Source organism: Skermanella sp. TT6 (assembly GCF_016653635.2).
In the GTDB taxonomy this organism is placed as follows: domain Bacteria; phylum Pseudomonadota; class Alphaproteobacteria; order Azospirillales; family Azospirillaceae; genus Skermanella; species Skermanella cutis.
The window spans coordinates 3,807,109-3,821,421 of the sequence record NZ_CP067420.1; the positions used below are offsets into that span (position 1 = coordinate 3,807,109).

The 14,313-nt window shown below is 67.6% G+C and carries 11 protein-coding genes; 6 read left to right on the forward strand and 5 right to left on the reverse strand.

All coding sequences use genetic code 11. The features are described 5' to 3' along the window. Positions 1–155: 155 nt before the first annotated feature. From IGS68_RS36015 to IGS68_RS17890, 4 genes are all read right to left on the reverse strand, one after another. Entirely contained in the window at positions 156–281 is a 126-nt protein-coding gene (locus IGS68_RS36015) for a hypothetical protein (protein WP_256445689.1), read from the reverse strand. A 97-nt stretch (positions 282–378) separates the two neighbouring features. Beyond that, positions 379–990, reverse strand: a complete 612-nt coding sequence (locus IGS68_RS17880) for a DedA family protein (RefSeq protein ID WP_201072180.1) — start codon at positions 988–990, stop codon at positions 379–381. A 166-nt stretch (positions 991–1,156) separates the two neighbouring features. Beyond that, entirely contained in the window at positions 1,157–3,238 is a 2,082-nt protein-coding gene (locus IGS68_RS17885) for a bacteriohemerythrin (RefSeq protein ID WP_201072191.1), read from the reverse strand. Positions 3,239–3,439: 201 nt separating this feature from the next. Further along, a complete protein-coding gene (locus IGS68_RS17890; protein WP_201072194.1) occupies positions 3,440–6,796 on the reverse strand; it encodes a maltotransferase domain-containing protein in 3,357 nt (1,118 codons plus the stop codon). 185 nt (positions 6,797–6,981) lie between these two features. Here IGS68_RS17890 and IGS68_RS17895 point away from each other — a divergent pair, with 185 nt between their 5' ends. Continuing rightward, positions 6,982–7,818, forward strand: a complete 837-nt coding sequence (locus IGS68_RS17895; RefSeq protein WP_201072197.1) for a polyphosphate kinase 2 family protein — start codon at positions 6,982–6,984, stop codon at positions 7,816–7,818. A gap of 21 nt (positions 7,819–7,839) precedes the next feature. Here the strand turns inward: IGS68_RS17895 and hppD are convergent, their stop codons facing one another. Further along, entirely contained in the window at positions 7,840–8,919 is a 1,080-nt protein-coding gene (gene hppD, locus IGS68_RS17900) for a 4-hydroxyphenylpyruvate dioxygenase (protein WP_201072200.1), read from the reverse strand. Positions 8,920–9,240: 321 nt separating this feature from the next. On the opposite strand from hppD, the gene IGS68_RS35610 reads away from it, so the two are divergent. The 5 genes from IGS68_RS35610 (at position 9,241) to IGS68_RS17920 (ending at position 14,294) form a co-directional block, all read left to right on the forward strand. Then, a complete protein-coding gene (locus IGS68_RS35610; RefSeq protein ID WP_247880953.1) occupies positions 9,241–10,035 on the forward strand; it encodes a UDP-2,3-diacylglucosamine diphosphatase in 795 nt (264 codons plus the stop codon). After that, positions 10,032–11,054, forward strand: coding sequence for a glycosyltransferase family 4 protein (locus tag IGS68_RS17905; RefSeq protein ID WP_247880954.1), 1,023 nt, complete (start codon positions 10,032–10,034; stop codon positions 11,052–11,054). Before IGS68_RS35610 ends, IGS68_RS17905 begins: the two co-directional genes overlap by 4 nt. A gap of 78 nt (positions 11,055–11,132) precedes the next feature. Next, positions 11,133–12,416, forward strand: a complete 1,284-nt coding sequence (locus IGS68_RS17910; RefSeq protein ID WP_201072205.1) for a 3-deoxy-D-manno-octulosonic acid transferase — start codon at positions 11,133–11,135, stop codon at positions 12,414–12,416. Continuing rightward, entirely contained in the window at positions 12,413–13,414 is a 1,002-nt protein-coding gene (gene lpxK, locus IGS68_RS17915; RefSeq protein ID WP_201081460.1) for a tetraacyldisaccharide 4'-kinase, read from the forward strand. The genes IGS68_RS17910 and lpxK overlap by 4 nt, the downstream gene beginning before the upstream one ends. Next, positions 13,404–14,294 carry an LpxL/LpxP family acyltransferase gene (locus IGS68_RS17920; protein WP_201072206.1) on the forward strand — a complete coding sequence of 297 codons (891 nt, stop codon included), beginning with the start codon at positions 13,404–13,406 and terminating at the stop codon, positions 14,292–14,294. Before lpxK ends, IGS68_RS17920 begins: the two co-directional genes overlap by 11 nt. The last annotated feature ends 19 nt before the right edge of the window (positions 14,295–14,313 follow it).

Consider the following 14,313-nt stretch of genomic DNA (forward strand, 5'->3'; position numbering starts at 1 on the left):
CTTCCCAGCAGCGGTGCTGCAAGATGGTCCTGACAAGTCCTGCGGAGCGGAGCGCGGTCGGTCGGCCTTCGCCCGCCAGGGCGAACGCCGACACCCTGCGTCAAACGCTCCGGCCATGCTGTCGGCGTCGGCCTTCGGCCGAGGCCGACCTACGATTAATCGATCAACTCCACTGTGCCGGGCCAGTAGTCGGCCATGTCGTGGGGCCGGATGAGATCCTTCCTGGCCTCGTCGAGCAGGTCGGCGTAAGCCATCTGAAGGGCGAAGGGCAGTCGTTCCATCGGCCGTCCCCGGATTGTTATACTTGAACTGCGGAAAAAGTATAACAAGCCGCGTCGCCGCCGCTCCCTCAGCGATGACCGAGGGTCTTTCCGCCTCTCACTCCGCCTGGGCCGGCACGTTCCGGCCCGACACCGTCGGCTCCGGCGGGGCCGGCCGCTTCCGCGACATCTTGAACAGCACCAGGATCGCGATCAGGAACGCCGCCAGCATCAGCAGGCCGAAGCCGGTCGCCAGGTCGCCCAGCACGTGCTGGAGCGCCATGCCGGCCAGATAGCCGGCGCCTGCGAAGCATATGGCCCAGACCCCGGCGGCGATGAAGTTGAGGATGGCGAAGCGCGACCATGGCAGCCCGCTCATTCCCATGGCGAAGGAGCTGAAGTTGCGCACCCCGTAGATGAAGCGGAAGCTGAGGATGAAGCCGGTGCTGTACCGCTTGAGCAGGTTCAGCGCATGGTCGACGCCCGGCTTCCAGCGGGGAAAGCGCAGCAACAGCCGGGCCCCGTAGCGCCTGCCGATCAGGAAGTAGAGCTGGTCCCCGAGGAAGCTTCCCGCCCAGGCGAAACCGATCAGCGTCGTAAGGTCAAGGATGCCCTCGCGCGCAGCCACGCCGGAGAAAATGACGAACGTTTCACCTTCGAGAAATGTCCATGCAAAAACAACGGCATAGTAATAGTTACCATAATCCTTGATGGTTTCCAGAATATCCACCGCGCGCTCCTGGGACAGGCCGATTCTTATGTGTTGGTCGCACTCTATCGGGAATCGTGGCGGTTGCATACCGCATTGGTGACATTTGGATCGATATACCCGTCCCGTCGCACTGCACCATCGGGATGACCGGAAGAGACCCCTGATCCGCGGGAGGCGGACCGGGTCAGGCAGCCTGCCGGATGGCCGGCCGCCGCTCCGCGGCGAAGCGCGCCACCGCCCCGTCGGCTCCCTTGATGTGGGTCTGCCACCATCCGCCCAGCAGGCCGACCACGTCGATTCCCCGGATCTCGGCGCCCTTGCGGTAGGTCTCGGAGAGCGCGTCGAGGCGGGAGATGAACATCTGGTGCTGGCGGCGGTGCTCGCCCGCCTCCGGATAGCCGATGCGGGTCATGAACTCCTCCTCCTCGCTGAAATGCTCGAAGGCGTAAGCGCGCAGTTCGTCGAAGGCGGCGGACAGGACCTTCGGGTCCTCTCCGCGCTTCACGCTGGCGTAAACGCGGTTGGCAAGCTCCAGCAGTTTCCTGTGCTCGGCGTCGATGCGGGGGATACCGAACTCCAGGTCCGCCCCCCACTCGACCAGGGCGCCGACCTCGACCTCCTCGAAGCGGACCTGCTTCAGGAAGCCGTCGACCTTCCGCTTCAGCACCTCGGCGTATTCCCCGAGCGCCTCGGCGGTCCGGTGCATTTCCTCGGTGGCGCCGGCAGACTCAGTCGCGGCCAGCTCGACCAGGGCGATCGCGTCGGTCACGCCCGCCGTTCCCGCCGCTCCCTGGTCGGCGTTGCGCGCGATCTCCTGCGTGGCCGAGTGCTGCTGCTCGACCGCGGTCGAGATCGCCGCGGCGACCCCGCTCATGTCGCGGTTGACCTGCACGATCGCCGCGATGGCCTCCGCCGACGCGTGGGTGCCGCCCTGGATCTCGGCGATCCGGCGGGTGATCTCCTCGGTCGCCCGGGCGGTCTGGGTGGCCAGCGCCTTCACTTCCGACGCGACGATGGCGAAGCCCTTGCCGGCCTCCCCGGCGCGCGCGGCCTCGATGGTCGCGTTGAGGGCCAGCAGGTTGGTCTGCCCGGCGATGTCCGCGATCAGCTGGACGACGGCGCCGATCCCGCCGACCTTCTCCTCCAGGAGGCGGATCGCGTCGCTGGTCACGGCCGTCTCCCTCACCGCCGTCACCGCCATGGCCGATGCCTGCGTCGCCTGCCGCGAGATCTCGTGGATCGAGCTGCTCAGCTCCTCCGCGGCGGCCGCCACGGTCTGCACGCTGGCCAGCGCCTCCCCCGAGGAAGCGGAGACGGTCGCGACCTGCGCCTGGGTCTCCCGCACGCCGGCCGACATCCGCCGGGCGTTGTCGCGCATGGCCTGGTCGGCGGCGGTCAGGCCGTCCAGGATGCCGACGACCGTCACCTCGAACTCCCGGATGAAGGTCTCCATCTGCCGCTGCTTGCGCTCCTTCTCCAGCCGCTGGCTCTCCTGGGTTTCGGACAGCATGCGGGCCTGGATCAGCCCGTCCTTGAACACCTCGACCGTCCGGGCCATGTCGCCGATCTCGTCCGCCCGGCCGGTGGCCGGCACCGCGACGTCGACGGAGCCCTGGGACAGGCGGGTCATAACCAGCCGAAGGCCGGAGAGCGGGCGCACGATCGATCGGGTGACCAGGGCCGCCCCGCCCAGCACGACGGCCATCACCGCCGCGAAGATGGCGACCAGGAACAGGGCCTTCTGCCGGAAGACGCGGTCGACGTCATCGACGTAGATCCCGGTGCCGACGACCCAGTCCCAGCCGGGGATGCGTTTCACGTACGAAATCTTCGGCAGCGGCTCGGTTTCCCCGGGCTTCGTCCAGCGGTACCGGACGAAACCGCTGCCCTGCTCCCGCGCGACCTGGTTGAACGCCTCGAACATCGCCATGCCGTCGGCGTCCCTGATGTCGAGGACGCTTCGGCCGATCCGCTCCGGCAGGGTCGGATGACCGATCAGGATGCCGTCGAGATCGTTGATCCAGAAATAATTGGTGTTCTCGTAGCGCAGCATGGCGATCGCGTCGACCGCCGCCCGCCTGGCGGCGTCCTGGGGCACGGCGCCCCTGGCGGCCATCTCCGCGTGGGTGACCGCGATGTTGGCCGCGGCATCGACGAGGTCGCGCGCCTTCAGCACGCGGTCATGCAGCAGTTCGGAGCGGAGATTGACCAGCGCGATGACGCCGATGACGACCATGCCGGCGGATGCCAGGAAAACCAGGGCCATGAGGCGGCCTTGAAGCCTGACTTGCGGCAATCCCAACCGAACCGACATCACTGATCCCCCGGACTCGACCGGACGCGGATGAGCCGCGTCCGGCAAGATCCTGAGCACCAGCGATTAAAAAAATTACATTTGGATGTCCGGATCGACGGCTGCGGCGGTGGGCAAATTGCCGCAGCCGCCGATCCGGACGGCGACCGGGACCTATGTCCGCAGGCCGAGCCCCGGCGGAATGATCCGCCAGATCCCGCAGGGGTTATTGAACGGGTCGAGATGGATCTGCTGGAGCTTGCCGTACCAGAAGAAGCGCCCGCCGGTGAAAAGGTCCTCGACCTCCACGTGGGCGCTGTCCGGCAGGCCCAGTTCCCATAGCGGGACCTCGATGGTCGCCCCGTGGGCGTTGTGCGGGTCCAGGTTGGCGGCGATCAGGATGAAGTTGTCCTTGTTCGGCGTCATCTTGCCGTAATACAGGATGTTGTCGTCGAAGGCGTTGTAGAAGCGCAGGTTGTCGTACTCGTGCAGCGCCGGGTTCTCCCGCCGAATCTTGTTGATCCGCGTGATGTAGCTCCGGATGTTGCCCGGCCGGTCCCAGTCCCACGCCTTGATCTCGTACTTCTCGGAGTTCAGGTACTCCTCCTTGCCCGGGATCGGCGCGCCCTCGCACAGCTCGTAGCCGCTGTAGAGGCCGTAGACGCTGGACAGGGTGGAGGCCAGCACGGCGCGCATCTTGAACGCCGCCGGGCCGCCGGTCTGCAGGATCGGCGGGTTGATGTCGGGCGTGTTGGCGAAGAAGTTGGCCCGCATGTACTCCTTGGGCTCCAGCGAGGTCAGCTCGACCAGATAGTCCGTGATCTCCTGCTTGAAATTGCGCCAGGTGAAGTACGAATAGCTCTGGGTGAATCCCACCTTGGCCAGCCGCTTCATCATCTTCGGCTTAGTGAAGGCCTCGGCCAGGAACAGCGCGTCGGGATGGCGGTCCTGCACTTCGCGGATCATCCATTCCCAGAACGGCAGCGGCTTGGTGTGCGGGTTGTCCACCCGGAAGATCTTGACGCCCCGGTCCGCCCAGAACAGCACGACGTCGCGCAGCGCGTACCAGATGTCGGGCATGGCGCCGCGGTAGAAGTGGACGTTCACGATGTCCTGGTACTTCTTGGGCGGGTTCTCGGCATACTTGATGGTGCCGTCGGGGCGCCAGTCGAACCACTCCGGATGCTGCTTGATCCAGGGATGGTCGGGCGAGCACTGGATCGCGAAGTCGATCGCGATCTCCAGCCCGTGGGAATGGGCAGCCTTCACCAGCCGCTCGAAATCCTCGAAGCTGCCCAGCTCGGGATGCAGCGCGTCGTGGCCGCCCTCGTCGGAGCCGATCGCGTAGGGGCTCCCGACATCGCCCTCGCCGGCGTTCAGGGTGTTGTTCCTGCCCTTGCGGAAGGTCCGCCCGATCGGGTGGATCGGCGTGAAGTAAAGCACGTCGAAGCCCATGTCGCGCACATAGGGCAGCTTCTTGATGACGTCGTCGAAGGTGCCGTGGCGGTTCGGATCGTCGCTCATGGAGCGCGGGAACACCTCGTACCACGCGGCGTAGCGCGCCGCGGTCCGGTCTACGAAGCATTCCAGCTCGCTCTTGTAGCGGGACCGGTTCGTGCGCTCGCCCGACCGGCGCATGGCGATGTGCAGGTCGTTAGACAGCAGCAGCCTCGTCGCCAGCTCGTCGTCCGCCCGTCCGCCGTCCTCCCCGCCGTGGGCCAGCCGGTTCAGCGTGGTGTCCATCACCTCGCGGTCGGGACCGGTGGCCTTGGCGGCGGCCCGCTCGACCAGTTCCCGCCCCTCGATCAGCTCCAGCGAGATCACCTGGCCGGCGTCGCGCTTCTTGATGAAGTCGCCCCGCCAGGTCTCGAACAGGTCGCGCCACGCCTCGACCGTGTACCAGTATCGGCCGTTCTGGGTCAGCGGGATGCGGCCGGTCCACCTGTCGTTGTCGAAGAAGACCAGCGGCTCCTCGTGCCAGGCGTCGTCGCCCTGGACGCGGTATTTCAGGCAGGCGTTGATCTTCTCGTGCCCGTCGGAGAAGACGTCGGCCCAGACCTCCAGCACGTCGCCGACCTCGCGCTTGATCGCGAAGCGGCCGCCGTCCAGCTCGGGATAGATCGCCTCGATGGCGATGCGGTCCGCCGCCAGGCTCTCCAGCAGCCGTCCCGAGGCTTCCTTGCGCTCGGCGCTATCCACGCCGTTCGAGACCTTGGCCCGGGCCTCCGGGTTGCCGCGGAACACCCTCATCTCCAGGGGCGCCAGCACGATCGGCTCGCCCGGCCGGAACAGCTGCGGCGAGCATTGCGGCGTCACGTCGCGGAACCCGTCGAACTGCCCGCCGGTCGCGGCCAGCAGCGGGCCGGGATCGATGGTGTGGGACCGGTTCTCGTCGGGATTGATCAGGATGACGGCGCAATCGTCGACGTCGCCGGCGCCCTTGCGGCACAGGCCGACCAGCGGGCTGTGCGGGGCCGTGATGCGGAACTGCGGGCCTTCCACGTTGAAGGCCGGCGTCGCGGCCCGCATCGCGTTCACGTCGGCGACGAACTGGCTGATGTCGACCTTCGGCTCCTCCCAGTCCTCCGGCGTGGTCTTGACCACGTCCATCTTGCGCGTGAAGCCGTATTCGTAGCCGACCGGCATCATCACGCCCGAGGAGAAGCAGGCCGAGAACAGGTAGCGCATCTTCAGGTGCGCGGCCAGCCGCTCCCGGTCCTGGCTGCCCACGTCGGCGGCCAGCCGGTCGGTGTCGTGGCTCTCGGGGAAGGCGACCGACGGGGCGATGTGGCGGAACTGGTTGTACTGGTCGAGCAGCCAGGGGGCCTGGAAGTCCCACCATTTGGCGCTGTTGAACAGATAGTCGAACCCGGCGTCGCCCAGCGCATCGACCTGCTCGATCGTGCAGCCCAGGGTCTCCGCGTAGAACTCGACCTCGCCGTCCACCTCGTGGGCGGCGTCGATCAGCGCCCGCCAGACCGAGGCGGGCACCTGGTACGCGGCGTCGCAGCGGAAGCCCTTGACGCCCAGGCCGACATGGTGGCGGACATAGTTGGCCCAGTACTCGACCAGCCCGGCGCGGGCCTGCTCGTTCTCGTAGTCCAGCTCGGCCAAGTCGCCCCAGATCGTGACGTTGCTCGGATCGACCGGATCGACCGCGCGCGGGCTGTAGAGGCTGCCATCGGCCTCGCGGCGGTACCAGTCGGGATGCTGCTCGGCCAGGACCGCGTCCTTGGCGGTGTGGTTGACCACCAGATCCAGCATCACCCGCAGGCCCTTCTCCCGCGCGTTCCGGCAGAAGCCCCGGATCAGGTCGTCGGGGTGTTCCGACGCTCCGCCCTGGAAGCGATCGTGCAGCCGGTACGGGTCCTTGACCGCGTAGAGGCTGCCGGAGAACCCCGGGTAATGGATGGGGTTGAGGAAGACCCAGTCGAACTGCATTCCGGCGATGCGCGCCAGATGCCCGGACCAATCATGGACCGAGCCGACCAGCAGCGGGAAAAGATTGTAGATCCGCGGTCCGAGAGTCACTAGCCCATCCTCGCAACGTTGAACTTTCGCGGGTAGCTTCGGGCGGCGGTACCGGCACGGCGTGGTTCCACGCTCCGGCCGCCTGCCCCCTGCCCGCCGGTTGCGGATTAAACCGATGCGACCGAACTATGGTTCCACGCGTTGAACTCCGCACAAGCCCTCCCGCCGCAGACGAGACGACCCAGATGAGCCGCACCGAGATCAAGCCCGACAAGTCGAAGATCCGCCTGGACAAGCTGGTCCAGGACGGCGACCGTTTCGCCGACAAGGCGGCCTACGAGAAGCGGCTCGACGCCCTCCAGACCGAGCTGCTCCACATCCAGCAGACCTACTGGCACGAGAAGCGGCGGGCCGTGCTGGTGTTCGAGGGCTGGGACGCCGCGGGCAAGGGCGGTGCCATCCGCAGGATCACCGAACCGCTCGATCCGCGGGGATTCCATGTCTGGCCGATCGGCGCCCCCAAGCAGGAGGAAATAGGCCAGCATTACCTGTGGCGCTTCTGGCAGCGCCTGCCCGGCCCCGGCACCTTCGCGATCTTCGACCGCTCCTGGTACGGCAGGGTGCTGGTCGAGCGCGTCCAGGAGTTCGCCAAGCCCAAGGAATGGAAACGCGCCTACGACGAGATCAACGAGTTCGAGCGCCTGCTGGTGGACGACGGCGTGCGTATCGTGAAGCTGTTCTTCCACATCACCCAGGAGGAACAGCTCGACCGCTTCCGGGAACGCCTGACCAACCCCTACAAGCGCTGGAAGCTGACAGAGGAGGATCTGCGCAACCGGGCGCGCTGGGACGACTATGTCGGGGCGGCCGAGGACATGTTCGACAAGACCTCCACCCTCGCCGTCCCCTGGCACGCCATCGCCGCGAACAGCAAGTGGCATGCCAGGGTCGCTTCGCTGGAGATCATCACCCAGGCCCTGCGCAGGGACGTCAACATCGCGCCGCCGCCGGTCGATCCCGCCGTGATCGACGCGGCCGCCGAGATGCTCGGCGTCCATTTCAGCGGTCTGAAGGAGGCTTAGGGAGCCGGCTCCCCCGCCCCCTCACCCGTCTTCCTGAAGCACGCCGCGGCGGATCTGGTCGCGCTCGATGCTCTCGAACAGCGCCCGGAAATTGCCCTCGCCGAACCCCTCGTCGCCCTTGCGCTGGATCACCTCGAAGAAGATCGGCCCGATCACCGTGTTGGTGAAGATCTGGAGCAGCAGGCCGCCGCCGGGCGCGCCGTCGATCAGCAGGTGGTCCCGCTTCAGGCGCTCCACGTCCTCGCCGTGTCCCGGCAGCCGCTCCGCCAGCATCTCGTAATAGGTGTCGGGGGGCGGCGCCAGGAACTCCACGCCCCGGCTGCGGGCCAGCTCGACCGTTCCGTAGATATCCTCGGTCGCCAGCGCGATGTGCTGGATGCCCTCGCCCTTGTAGGCCCGGAGATATTCCTCGATCTGCGACTTGTCGTCGGAGGATTCGTTGATCGGGATCCGGATCTTGCCGCAGGGGCTGGTCATCGCCTTGGACTTCAGCCCGGTCAGCTTGCCCTCGATGTCGAAATACCGGATCTCGCGGAAATTGAACAGTTTCGTATAGAAGTCGGACCACTCCGTCATCCGGCCGCGATGCACGTTGTGGGTCAGGTGGTCGATCGAGGTCAGGCCGAGTCCCTTCGGCGCGCTCTCCGCCCCCTCGACGAACTCGAAATCGACGTCGTAGATGCTGCGGTCGCCGTAGCGGTCCACCAGATAGATCAGGCTGCCGCCGATGCCCTGGATCGCCGGGATGTTCAGCTCCATCGGCCCTGCGGTGCCGGCCACCCCTTTGGCGCCCAGTTCGACGGCCCTCCTGTAGGCATGGGCGGCGTCGGCGACGCGGAACGCGATCGCGCAGACGCTGGGGCCGTGGACCCTGGCGAAGGCCTGGGCGAAGCTGTCGGGCTCCGCGTTGACGATGAAGTTGACTCCGCCCTGACGGTACAGGGTCACGTCCTTGGAACGATGGCGCGCCACGGCGGTGAACCCCATCCGTTCGAACAGGGCGCCCAGTTCCTTGGTATCCGGAGCGGTGTACTCGACGAACTCGAACCCGTCGGTGCCCATCGGGTTCTGGTCGGTGATCCGGCCGTCTGGCTTCGGCATGGTTTCCTCCCCTAATGGCTTTTCAGGCAGAGCAAGAAAGACCTGTTTAGCCATATGGGGCGCGGGACCGTTGCCCGCCGCCGAAATTTCCTCGATCCGGCGCGCGCCGGGTCCGGTACGCATCGCGGCTGCGGCAATGAGTCCCAAAATGATTTATAGAGTTATGTAGTTTTCCTGGATTGTTACAGGTCAAAGGCATCAACATTACAAAAATAATAAGATTACACTGCTGGAGAAATCTCGTCTCACCGATGCATTGTCAGCGACCTCTATTTAGATGTATATCGGCGCCGACTTCGCAAGCCCTAGAGGAGCCGGCGCATGCAGCCAGACATTGGTGTGCGGCACTATCGAAGCATCTGGATCTCGGACGTTCACCTGGGAACCCGCGGTTGCCAGGCCGACCTTCTTCTGGATTTCCTCCGCTGTCACGAGTCCGAGTACCTGTATCTCGTCGGCGACATCGTCGACGGGTGGCGGCTGAAGCGCAGCTGGTACTGGCCGCAGGCCCACAACGACGTGGTCCAGAAGCTTCTGCGCCGCGCGCGCAAGGGCGCCAAGGTCTTCTACATCCCGGGCAACCATGACGAGGCGTTCCGGGAATATATCGGGTTGAACTTCGGCGGGGTCGCCGTGGTCGAGGATGCGGTCCATACCACGGCCGACGGAAGGCGGCTCCTGGTGATCCACGGCGACCAGTTCGACGCCGTCGTCAAATACGCCAAATGGCTCGCCCACCTGGGCGACGGCGCCTATACGGCGCTGCTCGGGATCAACACCTGGTTCAACTATGTGCGCCGAAAGCTGGGTTTCACGTACTGGTCCCTTTCGGCCTACCTGAAGCACCGCGTCAAGAACGCCGTCGAGTATATCGGCGACTACGAGAAGGCGCTGGCGGAGGAGGCGCGCCGCCGCAACGTCGATGGAGTCATCTGCGGGCATATCCACAGCGCCGAAATGCGTCCCATGGAGGGGGTGCTCTATTGCAACGACGGAGATTGGGTCGAATCCTGCACGGCTCTCGTCGAGCACGAGAGCGGCGAGCTGGAAATCATAAACTGGGCGGCTTCACGTCGCTTGCTGCCAGTCAAGGTCTCAGCCAGGGCGGCAGCGTGAAGATACTGATCGTTTCGGATGCGTGGTACCCCCAGGTCAACGGCGTCGTCCGCACCCTGACGACCATTCGGGAAGAGCTGGAGAAACTCGGCCACGCCGTCGAGATCATCGGCCCGGACCGCTTCCGGACCGTTCCGCTGCCCAGCTATCCGGAGATCCGGCTGGCGCTCGGCGCCGGCCGCAAGCTCGCCCGCATGATCGAGGCCGCCAACCCCGGCGCCATCCACATCGCGACCGAGGGGCCGCTGGGGTTCGCCGCCAGAAGCTACTGCCTGAAGAACGGCATTCCGTTCACGACCGCCTATCACACCCGCTTTCCGGAGTATGTCCGGGACCGCGCCCCGGTACCGCTGGCGCTGAGCTACGCGGTCGTCCGGCGCTTCCATGCCCCGGCCGCCGCGGTCATGGTCGCGACGCAGTCGATCGAGGACGCGCTCAAGGCCCGCGGCTTCCGCAACATCCGCCGCTGGTCCCGCGGGGTGGATACCGAGCTGTTCCGGCCGCGGTCCAAAGCCTTCCTGGACGATCCGCGGCCGATCACCCTGTATGTCGGCCGCGTCGCGGTGGAGAAGAACCTGGAGGCCTTCCTCAGGCTGGATCTTCCCGGCACCAAATACGTGGTCGGCGACGGCCCGCAACTGGAGGAGTACCGCCGGCGCTATCCGGGCGTGAAGTTCGCGGGCGCCCGCCACGGGGAAGAGCTGGCGCAGTATTACGCCGCGGCCGACGTCTTCGTCTTTCCGTCCCGGACGGACACCTTCGGCCTCGTCCTGCTCGAAGCGCTGGCGTCGGGCGTGCCGGTCGCCGCCTTTCCGGTGCCGGGACCGCTCGACGTGCTGGACGGCGCGGCGGTCGGCTGCCTGGACGAGGATCTGGGCAAGGCCGTCAACTCCGCCCTCGCCATTCCCCCGGAACGCTGCCGCGAACATGCCCTGGCCTGGTCCTGGCGCGCCTCGGCCGAACAATTCATCAACAACCTCAAGCCTTTGAGCTGTTCGGACCGATTGGTACAGTCCTAAGTCGAAAAGCCTTAGCCCTCCCCGACGATCGTGGTAAGGTGCCGCGCTTTTTCACGCCGGACTGGTCACCGTTCTCAGATGTTGCAGACGATCTATCGCGGGCTGACGGAAATCGGCGGGCCCGCGATACGGCTGTATCTCGCCCGCCGCCGTGCAGCCGGAAAGGAAGATCCGGCCCGGGCCCCGGAACGGCTCGGCCGCGCCTCCGCGGATCGCCCGCCCGGGCGGCTCGCCTGGTTTCATGCCGCCAGCGTCGGGGAATCCCTGTCGGTCCTGATCCTGATCAACCGGCTGCTGGAACGGTATCCGGACCTCACCGTGCTCGTCACGACCGGCACCGTCACCTCGGCCGACCTGATGGCGCGCCGCCTTCCCGACCGCGCGATCCACCAGTATGTGCCGGTGGACAGGATGCCCTATGTCCGGCGTTTCCTGGATCACTGGCGGCCCGACCTCGCGCTCTGGATCGAGTCCGAGATCTGGCCGAACCTGCTGTGCGAGATCGGACGTCGCCGGATTCCCGCGGCCCTGGTCAATGCCCGGATGTCCGCCGGATCGTTCCGCAACTGGAGCCGGGTGCCGGGCTTCATCCGGCCGCTTCTGCGCACCTTCGGCCTGTGCCTGGCCCAGACGGAGACGGAGGCGGACCGGCTGCGCCGGCTGGGTGCCCGCGACGTGCGCTGCGTCGGCAACCTGAAATTCTCCGCCGAGCCCCTGCCGGCCGACCCCGCGGCCCTGGCCGGGCTGCGCGAAGCCTTCGGCGGCCGGCCCTCGTGGCTGATGGCGAGCAGCCATCCCGGCGAGGAGGCCGTGGCGGCCGGCGTCCACGCCGCCCTGCGCGACCGCCTGCCCGGCCTTCTGACGGTGATCGTCCCGCGCCATCCCCAGCGGGGCGGCGAAGTCTCCCGCCTGCTGGAAGAACGCGGCCTCGGCCGGGCGCTTCGCTCGGCCGGCGACCTGCCCGGCCCGGGGCACGAGGTCTATGTCGCCGACACCGTCGGCGAACTGGGGCTGTTCTTCCGGCTGGCGCCCGTCGTCTGCGTCGGCGGATCGCTGGTGCCGATCGGCGGCCACAACCCGGTCGAGCCGGCCCAGCTCGGCTGCGCCGTGATCCACGGTCCCTACATGACGAACTTCTCCGAAGTGGCGGCCCAGCTGCGGGCCGACCATGCCGCCGTGACCGTGCAGGACGCCGACGGACTGGCCCGGGAGGTCGGCCGATTGCTGACCGACGACGCCGAGCGGTCGCGGCTGGCGACGGCCGCCGCGGCCGTGGCCGACCGGAACCGGCGGGTGGTCGATGCCGTGCTCGACGCCCTGGTCCCCACCCTCGCCGCCGCCGGCGTCGCTCCATGCCCCTGAAGACACCGGCCTTCTGGTATGCGCCGCCCGGCATGGCATCGCGCCTGCTGTCGCCGGCCGGGCGCCTGTTCGCCGCGGTCGGCCGGGCCCGCCGGGCGTCGGCCCATCCCGAGCCTGCCGGGGTTCCGGTCATCTGCATCGGGAACCTGGTCGCCGGCGGCGCCGGCAAGACTCCGGTGGCGCTGGCCGTCTCCGCCCTCCTGGGAACCCGTGAAGTCCGGTTCCTGACGCGGGGCTACGGCGGGCGGGAGAAAGGCCCCGTCCTGGTCGACCTTACCGGCCACGACGCCGCCGCCGTCGGCGACGAGGCGCTTCTTCTGGCCCAGGCCCGCCCGACCTGGGTGGCCCGCGACCGTTTGGCCGGAGCCAGGAGCGCCGCCGCGACCGGGGCCGAGATCATCGTGATGGACGACGGCTTCCAGAACGCCCGCTTGGAGAAAGACCTGTCGATCCTGGTGGTCGATGGCGGGGCCGGGTTCGGCAACGGCCACACCATCCCGGCCGGTCCCCTGAGGGAGCCGGTCGACAGCGGGCTGGCGAGGGCCGACGCGGTGGTCGTGCTGGGCCGCGACACCGCCGGCGTGGCGCGGCGCGTCGGCGGACGCCTTCCCCTTCTCCAGGCCCGCCTGGAGCCCGATCCCGCGACCGCGCGGGCCCTGCGCGGCCAGCCCGTGGTCGCGTTCGCCGGCATCGGCAGGCCGGCCAAGTTCTTCCGGACGCTCGACGACATGGGAGCCCGGATCGTCGGCAGGGTCGCATTCGCCGACCACCATCCCTATCTGCCGGACGAGGTGATGCGCCTGGTCGAACATGCCGCCGGTCTCGGCGCATCCCTGGTCACCACCGCGAAGGACGCCGTGCGGCTTCCTCCGGATGCCCGCGCGATGGTCCGGGTGGTGCCGGTGTCGGTCGTCTGGGACGATCCGTCCGCACCCGCCCTGCTGCTGTCCCGCTACGCCCCCTCCCCGATCCCGTCCGCAGTTCCCGATGTCCACTAGAACGACTTTCGCCCGGCTGCGCCGGCGCTACCTGGGATATCCGCTCGAAGCTGCCGTCCTGTACGCGGTCTACGGCATCTTCGCGGTCCTGCCGCTGGACGCCGCTTCCGGGCTTGGGGGATGGATCGGCCGGACCGTCGGCCCCAGGCTGCGCGCCTCGCGCAAGGCCCTGCGCAACATCCAGCGGGCGCTGCCCGACGAGACGCCGAGGCGCCAGGACGAGATCCTGCGCGGCATGTGGGACAATCTCGGCCGGGTGATGGCGGAGTACGCCCACCTGGACGAAGTCTGGCACCGGACCGAGGTGATCGGCGCCGAGACCATCCGGCGGATGGCCGAGACCCGGACGCCCACGCTCTTCTTCTCCGCCCATATCGCCAACTGGGAAATCAACCTGATGGGGGCGACCCGCAATGGCCTGCCGGTCACGGCCGTCTACCGCCGCCCCAACAACCCGGCCGCCGGCCGGCTGATCGACCATGTCCGGGCCGTCACCGGCAGCCGATTCGTCCCCAAGGGCCGCGACGGCGCCCGCGAGGTCATGGCGACGCTGAAGAACCGCGGCAGCGTCTGCATGCTGATCGACCAGAAGATGAACGACGGCATCCCGATCCCGTTCTTCGGCCGGGACGCCATGACCGCGCCGGCCATCGCCCAGCTCGCCCTCCGGTTCGATTGCGCGATCGTCCCCGCCGTACCTGAACGCCTGGGCGGGGCGAACTTCCGGCTGACCGTGCTTCCGCCCATGGACGTGCCGACGACCGGCGACCGCGAAGCCGACATCCGAGCCATGATGGTCCGGATCAACGCCCTGGTCGAGGAATGGGTGCGCGCCCGGCCCGAGCAGTGGCTGTGGCTCCACCGCCGCTGGCCGGACTGAGCCGGCCGGGTGCTGGCCG